Below are 18721 nucleotides of genomic sequence, written 5' to 3'. Positions count from 1 at the left end.
CTCCAGACGGGATGAATCGACGGATGCGGCTACGGTGTCAGTCACTTCAGGCGTGCCTTCTTCTCAGGTCGTTCCAGGTGCTCAAGGACCTCGGCGACAGTGGCGCCGCCGAGAATGGTCGCCAGCGGGACGTTGACGCCGGCCGCCTTCTTGAGCTTCTTGCGTAGGTCGAGCGCCAGCAGTGAGTCGACACCCAGATCGAGCAGGGACGCGGACGGCTCCAGCGCGGTATCGGCGGGCAGGTTGAGCACCGAGCCGAGTGCCACCCGCAGTACGCCGGCCGCGTCCAGTCCGTCCAGCGACGGTTCCGGCTGCCCTGCGGACACCGGTTCGGCTCGCGTTCCCCCCAGGAACACCTGCAGCCGCGCCGCGTCGGCGGAGAACACCAGCGGGTCGCCGGTGAAGTCCCGCAGGCAGGCCTCGACGGCCCGCTCCGGGATCATGGCGTGCAGGCCGGAGCGTTCGACGCGGGCGACCTCATCCGCGTCGATGATGCCGGTGCCCGGCCACAGTCCCCAGCGCACCGAGGTGCAGTGCCTGCCGTCGGCCCGCATCTGGCCGGCCATCACATCGAGCAGCCGGTTGGCCGCCGAGTATGCGGTGTGGCCGCTCCCGCCCCACAGGCCGGATACCGAGGAGCACAGGATGATTCGCGCATCGGCTCGCAGCGGCCAGCTCGCGGTGAACGCGGCCAGCCCGGCGACCTTGGCCGACACGGCTTCGGCGAACACCGGACCGGTGAGGTCCCGGTGCCCGGTCATGGTGGCCGCGCCTGCCGCGTGGATGACCAGGGAGGCCCCGCCGCCGCCGAATTCGGCGGCGGTGGCGGCCAGGGCCGCGGGGTCGGTGATATCGCACGGCGGCGCCAGCACCTCCACACCCGCCACCTGCTGCGGGTCGGCGCCCCTGCGGCCGAGCAGTACGATGCGCCGCGCCCCGTGCGCGGCAAGGTAGTTCACGAAGTGGGTACCGACCGCACCGGAGCCGCCGGTGATCACCACCTCGTCGAGTACACCGGGTGCGCCCCAACCCGGCTGCGGGAGCCGGTCTTCGACGGTGCCGTGCGTGAACAGTGCCGGCCCGGAATCGGTGTGGCGCAACGCCACGTCGGCGGCCGCGCCGGAGAGGGCGCCGACCGCCAGCGCGGCGGCTGCGTCGTCGAGTTCCCATGAGGGCAGGTCGAGGTGGCCGAAGGACTGATCGGGGTGTTCCAGCCCGATGCTGCGGTGCATCGCCGCCAGCGCGGCCTGGGCCGGCAGCGGTCCGGGTTCACCGGTGCGCACCTGCTCGCCGCCGACAGTGACGAGCCAGACGTCGCGGCACAGCGGGCCGACGGCGTCGGTGTACCCGAGCAGCCCGGCGTCGATGCGGGCGGACAGCTCGACCCCCGCGGCCACCGCGTCCAGATGATCGAGCACCGGGGCCAGCACAATGATCAGGTCCGCCTCGGCCGGATCGGCGATCTCGAGCCGGGAGCCCAGGGCGGCGGCGAGTCGGCCGTCGTCACCGAGGTCGACGACTGCGGCGCGCCGTGGCCCGGCGGCGGCGGGTGCCCGCTGTTCCCACCGCTCGGTGAGCACCGTGAGGCCGGGCACCGGCGGCAGCGGTTCGGGTGTGGCCCAGTGGTGCTGGGCGCGCATCGGCGCGAACGGGAAGTCGCGCAGCAGCTCTGCGGGCCGTCCACTGCAGCGGCATGCGGGATCGGCCAGCGCCACCGCGGTCAGGTTGGCGGACAAGCGGTCGACCAGGGGCTCGTCGCGGCGGCCGGATCCGACGATCAGCGGCGGGTCGGCCACCTCGTCGAGCACATCTGCCATGGCGTAGAGCAGCGCCGGATGGGCCGAGAGTTCCACGAACGTCCGCGCGCCTGCCGCCACCGCGGCCCGCACGGCATCATCGAAGCGCACCGTGCTGCGCAGGTTGGTGTACCAGTAGTCGGCGAAATCGGTGCCGGCCGGCACCACCTGCGCTGTCGCCGAACCGATGAACTGCACCGGGGCCGCACCGAATGTCCCGGCGGGAAGCATCGATTCGAGCTCCGCGCGTTTGGTGTCCAGTTTCGTGGTGTGCGCGGGGAACCACATCTCGATCTCTTTGGCGAACCGGCCGCTCTCGACGACCCGGCGCACCACCGCGGTGATGGCCTCGGTGTCCCCGGAGACCGCCACCGAGGATGTCGAGTTCACCACCGAGAGTTCCAGCCAGCCCGGCGTCTGTGCGATCGCGTCCCGCGCCTGGTCCTGGTCGATCCCGAGCACGGCGACGCGGTACGGGCCGGTGAGGCCGTCCAGCAGGGTGGCCCGCGCCGCGACCACGCCGACGGCGTCGGACAGCGTCATGGCACCGGCGATGTGGGCGGCACCGACCTCGCCGAGGCTGTGCCCGACGGTGATGTCCGGGGTCACCCCGCAGGACTGCCACACCCGGGCCAGCGCGACGCCGTGCACGAACTGTGCGCCCTGGATCTGCACCTGGGAGAAATCGTTGGTCAGCGCGCCGGGATCGGCCAGCAGATACGCCATCGGGGAGGCGTGCCCGGCATCGGTGAATGCCGTTGCGCAGCGGTCGACCTCGTCGCGGTAGACGGTCAGCCGGTGGTAGGCCTCGACCCCCATGGACGGCCACTGGCTGCCCTGCCCGGGGAAGACGAACGCGACCCGGGGTTGCCCGGTCTGCGCGGACCGGGTGACGAGCGGATGGTCCGCCCCGGCCTGCAGGGCGCGCAGGGCGTCGGAGAGCTCGGCGACATCGGCGGCCCGGATCAGTGCCCGGACCTTGCGTACCCGCCGGGTGGCGGTCAGGGTCGCGGCCACCCGGGCCACGTCGGCACCGGTGCTCAGCGCCGGTCGGCGGTGCAGGTGATCCAGGATGGCGCCGGCGTCCTGGGCGATCAGTTCTTCGGCGTGCGCGCTGAGCAGTACCGGGATGCGCCCGTCGGGCAACGTGGTGAGGGTCGTCATGCGGCCTGCCCGGCGGTGTCCGGGATCGCCACCACGGCGTGGGTGTTGGTGCCGCTCATCCCGAACGCCGATAGGGCGGCGATCCGTTCGCCGTTGACGGCGGGCCATGCGGTGAGTTCGGTGGCCAGTCGAAGCCCCTGGGCATCCCAGTCGATTTCGCGGCTGGCGGCATCGATGTGCAGGCTGGCGGGCACCGCGCCGTGTTGGGCGGCGAGGATCACCTTGGCCAGCCCCAGCGCACCGGCGGCGGCCTGGGCGTGTCCGATATTGGATTTCACCGAGCCGAGCAGCGCGCCCGCCCCGGGTGCGGTGGCGCCGTAGGTCTGGGCCAGGGCGCGCAGTTCAGTGCGGTCGCCGAGGCGGGTGGCGGTGCCGTGGCCCTCGATCATGCCGACATCCTCGGGCCGGACGCCGGCGCGGGCGATGGCGCGGGCGAACAGCCGCTGCTGGGCGGTGCCGCTGGGTGCGGTCAGCCCGACGGTGCGGCCGTCGGAGTTGACGCCGGTGGCGCGCACCTCGGCCAGGATCGTCCTGCCGTCGCGCAGCGCCGCCGACCGGAGTTGCAGCACAAACATTCCGGCGCCCTCGGCCCAGACGGTGCCGCTGGCGGCGGCACTGTAGGGCCGGCAGTGGCCGTCATCGGAAAGTGCGTGCTGCTTGGAGAATTCGACGAAGTATCCGGGGGTGCCCATCACGCACACCCCGCCGGTGAGCGCCATGTCGCAGTCGCCGCCGGCCACCGCACCGGCCGCGGTGTGCAGCGCGGCCAGCGCCGAGGAGCACGAGGTGTCCACGGTGAGCGCGGGTCCGGCCAGGTCGAGGGTGTAGGCGATGCGACCGGAGATCACGCCCAGCGAGGTGCCGGTGATGAGATGGCCGCTGTGGTTCGAGTATTCGGACAGCTCCGGTCCGTACTCCAGGGCGGATGCCCCGATATAGCAACCCACGTCGTGGCCGGCGACATCGTCGGGGTTGATCCCGCTGTTCTCCAGGGCGCGCCAGGCCAGCCGCAGCGCCACCCGCTGCTGCGGGTCCATCGCCACCGCCTCCCGCGGCGAGATGCCGAAGAACGCCGGGTCGAAATTGGCTGCGTCGGAGAGGAATCCGCCCAGATCGTGGATCTGCTTGAAACCGTCGCGACGCGACCCCTCCAGCAGGTCAGGTACCGCCCAGCCGCGATCGGTCGGGAACGGGCCGAGCGCCTCCCGTTGCCCGGACAGCAGGTCCCAGAACGAATCGGCCGAGTCGACACCACCGGGTGCCTCCACCGCCATGCCGACGATCACCACCGGATCGTCCTGTCGGGTCACATCAGAGGGCATTGACCAGCTCCGCCACATCCGCGGTGTGGTCGTTGATGAAGAAGTGACCACCGTCGAACATCGATACCGTGAAGGCTCCGCTGGTGTGGGTTTCCCAGCGGCGCAACATGTTCTCGCTGACCCGGTGATCGGTCGCGCCGCCCAGGGTGTGGATATCTGCCGCGATGCGGACATCGTCGTCGCAGGAGTAGCGGTTGAAGGCGGCGTAGTCCGCACGCACGGCCATCAGCAGCAGTTCCACGAAATCGTCATCGGCCAGTAGCTGCGGATCGGTGCCGCCCAGATCGACCATCTCGGCGATGATCTCGGTTTCGGCCATCGGCAGCGAGGGCGCCGTGGCGACCGTGGACGGCGCCTCGCTGGCCGACACCCACAGCGAGCTGATCTCGATGCCCTTGCTCTCAGCGACGCGGGCGAACTCGAAGGCCACCACCGCGCCCATGCAGTGCCCGAACAATCGCAGCGGCCCGAGGTCGGCCCAGTCGCCACCGTCGAACAGGTCCGCGGCCAGTTCGCCGACGGTGTCCTGGGCGGGGTGGGTGAGCCGGTCCCCGCGCTGCGGGTACTGCATGACGTAGGTGTCGGCGCCCGCCGCGGCCAGCGCGGTGCCCAGCGACCGGTAGGCCAGCGCCGCTCCCCCGGCGTGCGGGAACACCAGGGCGGCCTGCCCGCCCGAGCCGGGATACTGCTTGATCCAGGGCTTGAAGGTGCTCACGATCGGCCCGCGGTATCCAGCTCGGAGACCACATCCGCGTCATCCATGGCGGCGACCTCCAGGTACAGCTCGGCCACCAGTTCCAGGCGCTGCGCGTCGGTTTCCCGTTCGATGAGGCGCTGCGCGATGGCGGCCACCGTCCGGGTCGCGAAGACGTCGGGCACCATGATGGTCGGGGTATCCAGCCAGTCACGCACGTGCGCCACCACCTGGGTGGCCATCACCGAGTCGCCGCCGAGACCGAAGAAGTCGTCGTCGATGCCGATGGCGTCACGGCCCAACAGGTCAGACATGATCCGCGCGAGCGCGGTCTCCAGGGAGGTGGACGGCGCCCGGTAGCCGCGTTCTGCGGGCAGTTCGGCCTCGGCCAGACGCAGCGCCACCGCCTTGCGGTCGATCTTGCCGCCGATGGTGAACGGAATCCGGTCCGTGGGCACGATGACCTGCGGAATCATATGGGCCGGAACCAGATCGGCCAGCGCGTCGAGCACCGCGTCCGCCCCGAGATCGGCATCGTCGATCCGCACCAGCGCGCCCAGCACGTCGCGTCCGCGGTCGACGGGGACCACGGCGGCCACCGCCGCGCCTACTCCGGGCACCCGGCCCAGCGCGGCTTCGACCTCGCCGAGTTCGATGCGGTATCCGCTGAGCTTGACGCGGTGATCGGTGCGGCCGATGAACTCCAGGGTGCCGTCGGGCCAGTAGCGGGCGAGGTCACCGGTGCGGTACCAGGTGCGCCCGTCGTACTCGACGAACTTCTCCGCGGTCAGATCCGGGCGGCCACGGTAGCCGCGGGCGATGCCGCGGCCGGTGAACCACAGCTCGCCGGGCACCCAGTCCGGGCAGTCCTCACCGGCCGGGCTGACCACCCGGCAGGCGTTGTTCGGGAACGGCACCCCGTAGGGCACCGACGGTTTCGCGGGAATCTCGTCGTCGGGCCCGATCTCGAAGATGGTGCCGTGGATGGCGGTCTCGGTGGCCCCGCCCAGACCGGCGAACCGCATCCGCGGCGCCCGGGCGCGTAGTGCCCTGGCCATCTCCGGACGTACCCAGTCACCACCGGTGAGCACCACCCGCAACGACTCCAGAGAGCCGGGCACCTCGGTGAGCATCTGCAGCCATCCGGGCAGGAAATTGACCACCGAGACCTGATGCTGCTCGATGAGCCGGGCCCAGGCGTCCGGATCGCGGCGCTGGTCTTCGTCGACCATCACGATGGCGCCGCCGGCGCGCAGGATGCCGAACACATCGGGCACCGACATGTCCGACTCCAGGTGTGAAAGCGCCAATTCGCGGTCCTGCGGCCCGATCTCGAAGTGCCGGTAGAGGAATTCCAGGGTGTTCATCACCGCATCGTGGGTGAGCTCCACCCCCTTGGGTTCTCCGGTGGAACCGGAGGTGAACAGCACATAGGCCAGATCGCTCGGTGCGACGGTGACGGCATCGAATGTTGTTGCAGCCGTCTCGATATCGGTGATGCGCCGGGACGGTATCCCGGTGGCTGCCAGGACGTCGGGAACGTCGTCACCGCAGACGAGGGCGAATGTCACCCCGCCGGTGGTCAGCATGCGCGTGGCGCGGTCGGCGGGCTGATCGACGCCGATCGGCAGGTAGGCGGCACCGGCGGTGAGGATGCCGAGCAGCGCGGGAATCTGCTGGGCGCCCTTGGGGCCCAGCACCGCGACGATATCGCCGGAGCCGACGCCGGCGGCCTGCAGGGTGCCTGCGACCGCCAGCACCCGGTCGGAGAGTTCGCCGTAGCTGAGCGTGCCCGAACGGGCGATGAGCGCGGTGGCCTCGGGGCCGGCGGCGGCGTTGCGGAAGAAACCGTCGACGAGGTTGTCGCCGCTGGGCGCCACGATGCTCGCGTTGACGGTGTCGCGAACATCGTGTGAGGCGTCGGCCAGCGCGGGTGGGTCCGGTTCGTCCCAGGCCGCGTCATCGGTGGCGAGGCGCGCGAGCTCGGCGACCTCGTAGGCGAACATCGCCTCGGGCACCCCGGGCGGGAAGGCTTCCACCCGCACGTCCCAGTTGATCATCAGTCCGTTGGCCAGCGGGGTGGCCTGGGCGTCGATGAGCACCTGTGGGCCCTGCGAGATGGTCCACACCGGCTCGCCGAACTGGTCGGTCACGTCACCGGCGAACAGGTCACCCAGGCCGAGCGCACTCGTGTAGACGATGGTCGCCAGCGTCTGGGTGCCGCGGTGCCTGCTCATATCGCGCARCACGGACAGGCCGGACACCGACGCGTGCTGGGCGGTGGCGTGCAGGGTCTCCTGCACCGCACGTGCCCGCGATGCCGCGGTGTCGGTATCTGCCAGGTCGACGTCGAGCATCAGCGACGAGGTGAAGCAGCCCACCAGTTTGTCGACGTCGGGGTGGTAGGGCTCGCGGCCGAACATCGGCAGGTTGAGCAGGAACCGTGAATCGGTCGACCAGCGGGCCAGCGCATTGGAGTAGGCGGCGGCGACGGCCATCGCCGGGGTGAGTCCGCGCCGGTGCGCGGCGGCGAACAGCGCATCGCGGGTGGCCACGTCGAAGATGTGCCACAACCTGATGCTGCGCAACGGATCCTGCTGCTCGTCGCGCGGAACCAGCGGCAGCGCAGGCGGTTCCGGAAGATCGGGCACCCGCTCGGCCCACCACTGCAGGTCCTCCGGCGAGGGTGGCGGCGTCGACGCGGTCAGCCGGGCCCGGTATTCGCGGTAGGTGTACCCGAGTTCGGGCAGTTCGGCGCCCCGGTAGAAAGCGGCCAGGTCGGCCATGAAGTTGCGGTAGCTCACCGCGTCGGCCGCCTGCATGTCCATGTCGACGTGCAGCCGGGTGCGCCCATCCGCCAGCAGGGACAGCGAGATCTGCAGAACCTCGTTGTCCAGCAACTGATGCGACTTGTCGTCCCGGATCCTGTCCAACCTGTCGTCCGCGTCGGCCACATCACGCAGGTCGTACACGGTGACCGGCAACCCCCGGTCGCTGATCCGCTGGGTGCCGTCGGGCAGGATCTCCTGGCGCAGCATCGGATGGCGCGCAGCGAGTTTCGTGGCGGCGCGCTGCAAACGGACGGGATCGACACCGAAGCCGTCGAATTCGACATACAGGTGCGCGGCCACACCACCGAGTTCCTGTTCGCCGTGCCTGCCCACCCACATCGCGTGGGCGATCGGGGCCAGCGAAAACGGTGCGTCGGCATCGCCGGCGATCACCTCGGCGGCGGGTACCGCGTCGGCGGGCGCGTGTTCGGCGACCAGGTCCTGCCAGGCGGCGACGGTGGGGTTGGCGGCCAGCGCGGCGAAACCGACCTGGATGCCCTGTTTCCGCCAGCGTCCCGACAGCGACATCATCCGAATGGAGTCCAGACCGGACGCGATGAGATCAGCATTCGGGTCCAGCGCATCCGCCGTGATCCCGAGAAGATCGGCCACCTCGGATCGAACGGTTTCTGATGTCGTCGCAGCGACGGCCACGCTATTCCTCCGCAGTTTTAGTACAGGCTGCCCTAACTGCAGTGAGGCTACCCTATATTCATATCGGCAACGCACCTACCCAGAGGGACGGTTTCTCCAGCATGAGCACGGTTTTTCCGCAGGGATACGGCGATCTGAACGACGGTTTCGTCGCGTTCCCGGCGGATCGTGCCGCCGCTTACCGGCAGGCGGGCTTGTGGACCGGGCAACCGCTGGACTCGATACTCAGCAACGCCGCGGCACGGTGGCCCCATGTCACTGCGATCGTCGATGCGCAGCGCAGCTACACCTTCGCCGAACTGGATGCGGTGGCCGACCGTGTTGCCGGCCGGCTCGCCGGCCTGGGATGGCGGGCCGGTGACCGCGTGCTGCTGCAGTTACCGAACACCACCCAGTTCGCCGTCGCCTTCTTCGGACTGCTGCGCGCCGGCGTGGTCCCGGTGATGTGCCTGTCCGGTCACCGTTCGGCCGAACTGAGCCACTTCGCCGGTATCAGCGGCGCGGTGGGGCTCGTAATCACCGATACCGCAGCCGGTTTCGATTTCCGCACGATGGCGGCCCAACTGCAGAGAGATCACCCCGCGCTGACCCGCGTGATCGTCGACGGCGACCCCGGCGAGTACCTCGCCTGGTCCGCGCTGACCGATCCGGACGGCGACGCGCCGACCGCAACGCCCACCCGGGACGGTTTCGACGCGGCCGAACCCGCACTGCTGCTCGTCTCGGGCGGCACCACCGGGTTGCCCAAGCTGATCGCCCGCACCCACGACGACTACGTCTACACCGCCGTCGCCTCCGCCCAGGAATACCTGATGACCAGCGATGACACCTACCTCGTCGCGCTGCCGGCCGGGCACAACTTCCCACTGGGCTGCCCCGGACTGCTGGGCGCGATGACCGTCGGCGCCCCCACCGTCTTCACCCACGACCCCAGCCCGGAGAACGCCTTCGCGCTCATCGACAAGCACCACGTGACGGTGACGGGCCTGGTCAACGCGCTGGCCAAGGTCTGGGCGCAGGCCTGCGACTGGGAACCGGTGCTGCCCGAGTCGCTGCGCGTCGTGCAGGTCGGCGGCTCGCGGATGACCGCCGACGAGGCCAAGTTCATCCTGGAAAACCTCACCCCGGGGCTCAGCCAGATCTTCGGGATGGCCGAGGGCATGCTGAACTTCACCCGCCCCGGCGACCCGGTCGATGTGCTGCTGCACACCCAGGGCCGGCCGATGTCCCCGCTCGACGAGATGCTGGTCGTCGACGAGCACGGCGCTGCCGTGCCCCCCGGCGACGAGGGCGAACTGCTGGTGCGCGGACCGAACACCATCAACGGCTACTACCGCGCCGACGAAGCCAACGCCCGCTCATTCAGCCCGGAAGGCTACTACCGCTCCGGTGACCGGGTGCGGATCTTCGCCGACGGCCCGCTGGCCGGCTACGTCGAGGTGACCGGGCGCATCAAGGACGTCATCCACCGCGGTGGCGAGACGGTGTCGGCCTCCGATCTGGAGGAGCACCTGTTCGCCCATCCCGGGATCTATGCTGCCGCGGCGGTGGCCATGCCGGACGAATACCTCGGCGAAAAGATCTGCGCCGCAGTCGTTTTCTCCGGGAAGGCGCTCACGCTGGCCGAGCTGAACAGCTTCCTGGACAGCCGCGGGGTGTCCTCGCACACCAAGCCGGACATGCTCGCGCCGCTGCCGTCGCTACCCAAGACCGCCGTCGGCAAGGTCGACAAGAACCAGATCGTCGCCTTGCTGGGGTCTTCGTGACCGCTAATCCGTTCACGTACTTCACTTCTCGCCGCCCGGTGTGCCCAGGGGCACATCAGGTAGCCCTCCACCGACCGCCGTCCCGTGCCACGATCTGTGTAAACGCAAATGATGTGAAGAGGATTCGCAGCCGTGACGCTTAACCAGGACCCCACCCTGGAACCGATCGCCATCGTCGGTATCGGGTGCCGGCTCGCCGGCGACGTCAACACCCCGGCCGATTTCTGGCGGTTCCTGCTCGACAGCGGTACCGCGGTCGGCGAGGTTCCGGCCGAACGGTGGGAGCCGTATCTGCGCCGCGATCCCCGCAACGCCGCCATCCTCAAGGCCACCACCCACAAGGGCAGCTTCCTGTCCGACCTGCCCGGTTTCGACGCCGAGTTCTTCGGGGTCTCCCCGCGCGAGGCCGAATTGATGGACCCCCAGCAGCGATTGGCGCTCGAAGTCAGCTGGGAGGCGCTGGAGGACGCCGGCGTGCCGCCGCGTTCGCTGGCCGGCAGTGACACCGCGGTGCTGATGGGCGTCAACTCCGACGACTACGGCAAGCTCGTCATGGAGGACCTGCCCGGCATCGAAGCCTGGACCRGGATCGGCACCGCGCTGTGCGGTATCGCCAACCGGGTCTCGCATCTGCTCGACCTGCGCGGACCCAGCGTCGCCCTGGACGCCGCCTGCGCGGCCTCCCTGGTCGCCGTGCACCAGGCCTGCCAACTGTTGCGCGCCGGCGAGACCTCACTGGCACTGGCCGGTGGTGTCAGCGCGCTGATCGGCCCCGGGCTGACCCGGGTGTTGGACGTGGCCGGGGCCACCGCCCCGGACGGACGGTGCAAATCCTTCGACGAGTCCGCCGACGGCTACGGCCGCGGCGAAGGTGCCGCCGTGGTGGTGCTCAAACGCCTGGCCGACGCGCAGCGCGACAACGACCGGGTGCTCGCGATCGTGCGAGGCGGCGCCGTCGCCCAGGACGGCAAGACCGTCGGCATCATGTCGCCCAACGGTGCGGCACAGGAGCAGATGTTCCGGCGCACCTGCCGCACCGCCGGTATCGACCCGGCCAGCATCGGCTTCGTGGAGGCGCACGGCACCGGCACCCCGACCGGTGACCCGGTGGAACTGACCGCGTTGTCCGCCGTATACGGAGCGGGCCGCGCGGATCAGCCGTGCGTGGTCGGCTCGGTCAAGCCCAACACCGGCCACCTGGAGGGTGGGGCCGGGGTGGTCGGCCTGGTCAAGGCGACACTGGCGCTGCACCACGAGGCGATCCCCCCGACCGCCGGCGTGCGTACCCCCACCACCGCGGTGGACTGGACCACCAACGGCCTGCGGGTCAACACCGAGACCGAGAGCTGGCCGCGCGCCGCACAGCCACGCCGCGCGGCGGTGTGCAGCTACGGCTACGGCGGCACCATCGCGCACGTCCTGCTCGAAGAGGCACCCGCACCGGCCGCCGTCGAGACGCCGAAAGATACTTCCTACCAAGTCATTCCGATGTCCGGGCGGTCACCGTCGCGGCTGTCGGCGAACGCCGAGGCACTCGGCGACCATCTTCGTTCCGCGCACCACGCGCTCAACGATGTGGCCGCCACCCTGTGGTCGCGGCGCACCCATGAGCCGGTGCGCGCGGCCATCATCGCCGAGGACCACAAGGAACTGATCGTCGGCCTGGACGCACTGGGCAACGGTGAGCGCAATTCCTCGGTGGCCACCGGTTCGGTGGTACCCGGTGCCGCCGGCGGCGCCGTCTGGGTGTGCTCCGGGCACGGCTCACACTGGGTCGGCATGGGTGCCGAACTGCTGCGCGAGGAACCGGATTTCGCCGCCGTCATCGATGCGATCGACCCGGTGTTCGGCGCCGAACTGGGGTTCTCGGCCCGCGCGGCGCTCACCTCAGGCGAACACGGCGGCACCGACCAGGTGCAGGCGCTGACCTTCGCGATGCAGGTCGGGCTGGCCGCGGTGCTGCGCTCCCGGGGCGCGGCACCGGCAGCGGTCATCGGGCACTCCGTCGGCGAGGTCGCCGCCTGCGTCATCGCCGGGGTGTTCGACCTGACCGACGGCGCCAGGGTCGCCTGCTACCGGGCCCGCGGTTTCCGCTCCGTCCAGGGCAAGGGCGCGATGGCCCTGGTCGCGTTGTCGTTCGCCGAGGCCGAGCAGCGCCTGGCCGGCCAGACCCAGGTGGTCGCCGCGATCAGCGCCTCCCCCGAATCCACCGTCATCTCCGGCACCGCCGACGAGGTGCGGGCCATCGCCGCCGACTGGTCGGCCGAAGGCATCGTGACCCGCGAGGTGAACACCGATGTCGCGTTCCACAGCCCCGCCATGGACGACCTGACCGCCGAGCTGGCCCGCCTCACCGGCGCCCTGAGCCCGCAGGCACCGACCATCCCGCTCTACAGCACCGCCATGACCGATCCACGGTCGAGCGCACTGCGCGGTCCCGACTACTGGGTGGCCAATCTGCGTGGCCGGGTCCGGTTCACCGAGGCCGTCACCGCCGCCGCCGAGGACGGGCACCGACTGTTCCTGGAGATCGCCGCGCATCCGGTGGTCTCGCACTCCATCGTGGACACCCTGTCGCACGCCGGTATCGACGACTACGCGGTGCTGCCGCTGCACCGGCGCAACATGCCCGAGGTGCGGTCGGTCACCACCGCGATCGCCGCGCTGCACTGTCACGGGGCGCCGGTGACACTGCACCCGTCACCCGCCCGGTGGGCGCATGATCTGCCCGGCACGCAGTGGCAGCACCGCCGGTTCTGGCGCACCCCGGCCGCACCGCCCGGTGGCGGCGCGGTGCACGACCCGCAGGCCAACACCCTGCTCGGCGGCCGCCTCGAGGTGACCGCCGCGGTACCGGCCAAGGTGTGGCAGACCCAGCTGGACATGGACACCCGGCCCTACCCGGGTGATCACCCGGTGCAGGGCACCGAGATCATCCCGGCCGCGGTGCTGCTCAACACATTCCTGACCGCGGGCGGTGGCGCACTCGCCGATGTCCGACTGCGCACCCCGGTGGCGCCGGGGCGGGCCCGCTCGGTGCAGGTCGTGCTGCAGGACCGGGCGCTGGCGCTGGCCTCCCGGATCGAGGACGCCGACAGCGGCGCCGATTCCGATGGCGGCGGCTGGCTCACCCACTGCACCGCCGTGGCCGCGGCCGGCACCGAAAACCCGCTGCCCGCAGTCGATATCGTGGCCGCGCGGGCGCGCTGCACCGAGACGTTGCCCGCCGGGCACGTGGTGGACACCCTCGCCGACCTGGGCGTCGCGGCCATGGGATTCCCCTGGGAGATCACCGAACTGCTGCGCGGTGACGGTGAGATGCTGGCCGTGGTGCGCGCCGAACCCGACGGCTCCGCGCCGGCCACATGGGCCGGACTGCTGGATGCCGCGACCTCGGCGGCGTCGATCGTGTTCGAGAGCCCGCTGCGGCTGCGGATGCCCGCCCGCATCGACCGGGTGGCGCTGCGCGGCGCACCGGTTTCCCTGGCGCTCATGCATATTCGTCGCGGTACCGGCAGCACGATCGCCGATGTGACGATCACCGACGCCGAGGGCACGGTGGTCGGCGCGATCGACGGCATGTTCTTCGACCAGCTGGAGAATCCCGGCGGCAACGATGTCGCCCGGATGATTCAGCAGCTGGCCTGGCATCCCGCGCAGTGGGCCGAATCGGCACGCCCGTCGCAGGTGATCCTGGTCGGTGGCGACGCGCAGACGCTGGCCTGGTGCATGCGCGATCTCGCTGCGGCCGATGTGGACCACCGGCTGTGCAAGTCGCCGGACGAGATCCCCACGACACTGACCCCGGGCGCGGTCGTGCTGGTACTGCCCCGGCCCGAAGATGCGCCCGGCGACACCGTCAACGTGGTGCACCAAGCGTTGACCACACTGCTGGACCGTCTGGGCGAGCGCAGCGACGGGAGAGTGGGCGGTGCTCCGGCTCAGCTGTGGGCGCTGACCCGCGGGGTCTACGAGGGCAGCGATATCGGCAGTTCGCCGCTGTGGGGCTTCTCCCGGGTCGCGGCCGCCGAGCATCCCGGATTATGGGGCGGCGTCCTGGATGTGGCCGATGACAGCCTGCCGATCGGGGTGCTCGCCGCACTCGGCGGTCAGGGTGTGGTCGTGGTCCGCGACGACATCGCGCTGACCGCACGCCTGGCCCAGGCCGAACCCACCAAGCGGGCCACGCTGTCCTGCTCGCCGGCCGGCACCTATCTGATCACCGGCGGCACCGGCGCCCTGGGTGTGCGTGTCGCCGCCCGACTGGCCGATCTGGGGGCACGCCGCATCGTGCTGTTGTCCCGCAGCGGCTTGGCCGCCGACCGCGCGTCCTGGGACACCGTCCGGGAGCGCAGCGACCCGGCGCATGACGCTGCGGCAGAGCCTTATCGCACCATCCTGTCACTCGAGGAACGCGGCGTATCGGTGCGGGTGGCCGCCGTCGACATCGCCGCAGCGGGTGCGGCCGACGAGCTGCGCGCGGCGCTGCGCGATCTGCCGCCGGTGCGCGGCGTGGTGCATGCCGCCGGCGTGGAGGCCGGCGCGCTGCTGGCCGGCACCACCGCCGAGGATTTCGCAACGGCCATGCACCCCAAGGTGAACGGCACCCTGACCCTGCACGAGGTGTTCCCGCCCGGTGAGCTGGACTGGCTGGTGCTGTTCTCGTCCTGCGGGTACCTCGCGGGCTTCCCCGGCCAGGGCGCCTACGCGTGCGCGAACGCCTTCCTCGACGCATTCGCCCAGCACCGTCGCAGCCTGGGTGACCGGACCACCGCGGTGGCCTGGACAGCCTGGCGTGGCCTCGGAATGGGTTCTGCCTCAAGCTTTGTCGCCGCACAGCTCAACGCGCTGGGCATGGGCACGGTCGGGGCCGACGACGCCATGCGCGCCCTGGATCTCGCGGTGCGTGCCGATCAGGCCCATATCGTGGTGCTCCCGGTGACCGCCGATGCCGCCTCGGTGCCGATGCTTGCCGATATCGCACCTCGGGACGACGAGGACGACGACGGCCTGGGCGGCCTGCAGCTGCCGGTCGGGCGCGAGGGGGTGGACACCGCGGTGTGGGTGGCCGAAGTGGTGGTCGCCGCGGTGGCCGCCGAACTGGGCCTGCCCGACGGTGGTGTCGATCCGCGGTTGCCGCTGGCGGAGATCGGCGTGGACTCGATCATGACGGTGGCGTTGCGCAAGCAGCTGGAGCGCAAGACCGGGCTGGCGTTGCCGCCGACCCTGCTGTGGGAGCATCCGACCGCCGCGGCGGTGGCCACCAGGATCGTGGAAATGCTGACCCCGCACGATCATTCGGGTGCCGAGGAATCCGAAGAGATCAGCGCGTCCTGCGCCTGAGGCCTCAGTCGTCGAGCAGGTCGCGCACCACCGCGTCGGCCAGTAACCGGCCCCGGTCGGTGAGCACCAGCCGGTCCGCGGCGGCGACCACCAGTCCATCGGTGAGCGCGGTGTCGGCACGGCGCTGCTCGGGTTCGGTGAGCGCATCGCGCGGCAGACCGCTGCGCAGCCGCATCCGCAGCATCACGTCCTCGATGTGGCGGGCCGAGTCGTCGAGATCCTCGGAGTCGGCCACCGGTAGCCGGCGCTCGCCCAGCGCCTGTGCATATGCGTTGGGATGCTTGATGTTCCACCATCTCGTCGCGCCGAGGAAGCTGTGCGCCCCCGGCCCGGCGCCCCACCAGTGCCCGCCGTCCCAGTACCCGAGGTTGTGCCGGCACTCGCCGCCGGGGCGGCTCCAGTTGGACACCTCGTACCACTGCAGGCCGGCCGCCGACAGGTGCGCGTCGAGCAGTTCGTAGCGGTCGGCCAGCACATCGTTGTCCGGTGCCGGCAGTTCGCCGCGGCGCACCCGGCGGGCCAGTGCGGTGCCGTCCTCGACGATCAGTGCGTAGGCCGACACATGGTCGACGTCCGCACCCAGTGCGGTCTCGATGGAGCGCACCAGATCATCGTCGGTTTCGCCGGGCGTGCCGTAGATCAGGTCGAGGTTGACGTGCTCGAACCCCTCGGCGCGGGCCTCCAGTGCGGCGGCCGGGGCACGTCCGGCCGAATGCACCCGATCGAGCACCTTCAGCACGTGCGTCGCGGCCGACTGCATGCCCAGCGAGATGCGCGTGTAGCCGGCCGCGCGCAGTGTCGCGAACAGCTCCGGCGAGCTGGACTCGGGGTTGGCCTCGGTGGTCACCTCAGCGCCGGGTGCCAGCTCGAAATGGTCCTGTACCGCCGCGAGCACCGCGGCCAGGCCGTGGCCGCCCAGCATCGTCGGCGTGCCACCCCCGACGAAGACGGTGTCCACCGGCCGCGCCCCCACCTGCTGGGCCGCCAGTTCCAGCTCGACCCGCACCGCGGCCAGCCAGCCGTCGGGGTTGGCCCCGCCGAGCTCGGACGGTGTGTAGGTGTTGAAGTCGCAGTAACCGCAGCGGGTCGCGCAGAACGGCACGTGGATGTAGATACCGAAGGGGCCGTCACTGCTCATGCCCCGAATCATCCCAGAAACTGTTTTGCTCACCCTGATCGCAAATCTGGCCCGGTTAGGGCAGGTGGGGGCTGTCGTGGCAGAATGGCGGGCGTGACCGCCGCCGTTGACAGCACCACCCGCATTGCGCTGGTGGTCCGGCGGCATGTCGACCTCAAGCGCATCTGCACCTGTTGTTGTCCGTCCTGACCCGCGTCGATATCGGAATCAGCCCGCCCACATCCTGAGCGGCCGCCGGATCTGCGCCGCCGGCCAGCCCCCGGCGAACGCGCGATTCACGAGCCCGCTCCTCCGACAAGGAGCCCCGACAACATGACCGACACCGTCTCCAACGCCCCTGAGAAGCCCGCCAAGCCGGTCAAACGGCCGCGCGGCGAAGGGCAGTGGGCCCTGGGTTACCGCGAGCCGCTCAACCCCAATGAGCAGGCCAAAAAGGACGACAACCCGCTCAACGTGCGTCAGCGGATCGAGAACATCTACGCCCCCGGCGGCTTCGAGTCCATCGACAAGGGCGACCTGCGAGGCCGTTTCCGGTGGTGGGGCCTCTACACCCAGCGCAAGCCCGGCTACGACGGCACCTGGACCGGTGACGAGAACACCGACATGCTCGAAGACGAGTACTTCATGCTGCGGGTCCGCAGCGACGGCGGCGCCCTGACGGTCGCCGCGCTGCGCACCCTGGGCGGCATCTCCACGGAATTCGCGCGTGACACCGCCGACATCTCCGACCGGCAGAACGTCCAGTACCACTGGATCGACGTCAAGAACATGCCCGAGATCTGGCGCCGCCTCGACGAGGTCGGCCTGCAGACCACCGAGGCCTGCGGTGACTGCCCGCGCGTCGTGCTGAACTCCCCGCTGGCCGGCGAGTCGCTCGACGAGGTCATCGACGGCACGCCCGCCGTCCACGAGATCGTCAAGCGCTACATCGGCAAGCCGGAGTACTCCAACCTGCCGCGCAAGTTCAAGACCGCGATCTCGGGTCTGCAGGACGTGGTGCACGAGGTCAACGACGTCGCCTTCATCGGCGTCGAGCACCCGGAACACGGCCCCGGTTTCGATCTGTGGGTCGGCGGCGGGCTGTCGACCAACCCGATGCTGGCCCAGCGGGTCGGCGTGTGGGTGCCGTTGGCCGAGGTGCCCGACGTGTGGGAGGGCGTGGTCAGCGTCTTCCGCGACTACGGTTACCGCCGGCTGCGGGCGAAGGCCCGGCTGAAGTTCCTCATCAAGGACTGGGGTGTCGAGAAATTCCGGGAAGTTCTCGAGACCGAGTACCTCAAGCGCCCGCTGCTCGACGGACCCGCGCCCGCGCCGGTCAGCCGGCCGATCGACCATGTCGGCGTGCAGCGCCTCAAGAACGGCCTGAACGCCGTCGGCGTCGCCCCCATCGCGGGCCGCGTCTCGGGCACCATCCTGACCAAGGTCGCCGACCTGGCCGAGGCCGCCGGATCCGACCGCATCCGCTTCACGCCGTACCAGAAGCTGATCATCCTCGACGTCGCCGATGACAAGCTCGCCGAGCTGCGGGCCGGCCTGGATGCCCTCAACCTGCCCTCGACCCCGTCGCACTGGCGCCGCAACCTGATGGCCTGCACGGGCATCGAGTTCTGCAAGCTGAGCTTCGCCGAGACGCGCAGCCGCTCCCAGGTGCTGGTGCCCGAGCTGGAGAAGCGGCTCGAAGACATCAACGCCCAGCTCGACGTGCCGGTGACGATCAACATCAACGGCTGCCCCAACTCGTGCGCCCGTATCCAGGTCGCCGATATCGGTTTCAAGGGCCAGATGATCGACGACGGCAACGGGCCCGAGGAGGGCTTCCAGGTGCATCTGGGCGGCAGCCTGGGCCTGGACAGCGGTTTCGGTCGCAAACTGCGCCAGCACAAGGTGCTCGCGACCGAGCTCGGCGACTACATCGAACGGGTCGTTCGCAACTTCGTGAAACAACGCGAGCCCGATGAGCGTTTCGCTCAGTGGGCGGTACGCGCCGATGATGCGGACTTGAGGTGATGTGGA

At 70.3% G+C, this 18721-nt stretch carries 8 protein-coding genes; 3 read left to right on the top strand and 5 right to left on the bottom strand.

Features of this window, described 5'->3' with window-relative positions; genetic code table 11:
- Positions 1 to 41: 41 nt before the first annotated feature.
- Genes mbtD through AC1DTF_RS11715 form a run of 4 tightly spaced genes read right to left on the bottom strand, consistent with a single transcriptional unit; the run spans position 42 to position 8461 of the window.
- Positions 42 to 2960, bottom strand: a complete 2919-nt coding sequence (mbtD, locus tag AC1DTF_RS11730) for a mycobactin polyketide synthase MbtD (RefSeq protein WP_477474179.1) — start codon at positions 2958 to 2960, stop codon at positions 42 to 44.
- The gene (locus AC1DTF_RS11725) at positions 2957 to 4282 is read right to left on the bottom strand and encodes a beta-ketoacyl [acyl carrier protein] synthase domain-containing protein (RefSeq protein WP_477474178.1); all 1326 of its coding nucleotides are present in this window, start codon (positions 4280 to 4282) and stop codon (positions 2957 to 2959) included. Before AC1DTF_RS11725 ends, mbtD begins: the two co-directional genes overlap by 4 nt.
- Positions 4272 to 4997 carry a thioesterase II family protein gene (locus AC1DTF_RS11720; RefSeq protein WP_082614387.1) on the bottom strand — a complete coding sequence of 242 codons (726 nt, stop codon included), beginning with the start codon at positions 4995 to 4997 and terminating at the stop codon, positions 4272 to 4274. The genes AC1DTF_RS11725 and AC1DTF_RS11720 overlap by 11 nt, the downstream gene beginning before the upstream one ends.
- Complete coding sequence (locus AC1DTF_RS11715) at positions 4994 to 8461, bottom strand: non-ribosomal peptide synthetase (RefSeq protein ID WP_477474177.1); 3468 nt, start codon at positions 8459 to 8461, stop codon at positions 4994 to 4996. Before AC1DTF_RS11715 ends, AC1DTF_RS11720 begins: the two co-directional genes overlap by 4 nt.
- 101 nt (positions 8462 to 8562) lie before the next feature.
- Between AC1DTF_RS11715 and AC1DTF_RS11710 the strand changes: the two genes are divergently transcribed.
- Both AC1DTF_RS11710 and AC1DTF_RS11705 read left to right on the top strand, forming a co-directional pair.
- Positions 8563 to 10227 carry a (2,3-dihydroxybenzoyl)adenylate synthase gene (locus AC1DTF_RS11710; protein WP_477474176.1) on the top strand — a complete coding sequence of 555 codons (1665 nt, stop codon included), beginning with the start codon at positions 8563 to 8565 and terminating at the stop codon, positions 10225 to 10227.
- A gap of 132 nt (positions 10228 to 10359) precedes the next feature.
- Positions 10360 to 15570: a type I polyketide synthase gene (locus AC1DTF_RS11705; RefSeq protein WP_477474175.1), complete on the top strand. Its 5211-nt coding sequence runs from the start codon at positions 10360 to 10362 to the stop codon at positions 15568 to 15570.
- A 4-nt stretch (positions 15571 to 15574) separates the two neighbouring features.
- Here AC1DTF_RS11705 and hemW read toward each other — a convergent pair whose 3' ends face one another.
- A complete protein-coding gene (gene hemW, locus AC1DTF_RS11700; RefSeq protein ID WP_477474174.1) occupies positions 15575 to 16708 on the bottom strand; it encodes a radical SAM family heme chaperone HemW in 1134 nt (377 codons plus the stop codon).
- Between the two features lie 312 nt (positions 16709 to 17020).
- On the opposite strand from hemW, the gene AC1DTF_RS11695 reads away from it, so the two are divergent.
- Positions 17021 to 18715: a nitrite/sulfite reductase gene (locus tag AC1DTF_RS11695; protein WP_477474173.1), complete on the top strand. Its 1695-nt coding sequence runs from the start codon at positions 17021 to 17023 to the stop codon at positions 18713 to 18715.
- Positions 18716 to 18721: the final 6 nt, after the last annotated feature.

This window comes from Mycobacterium sp. P4_H6, from assembly GCF_056400845.1.
Note: the sequence above shows the minus strand (reverse complement) of the source record. Positions and strands in the feature narration are given on the sequence as shown.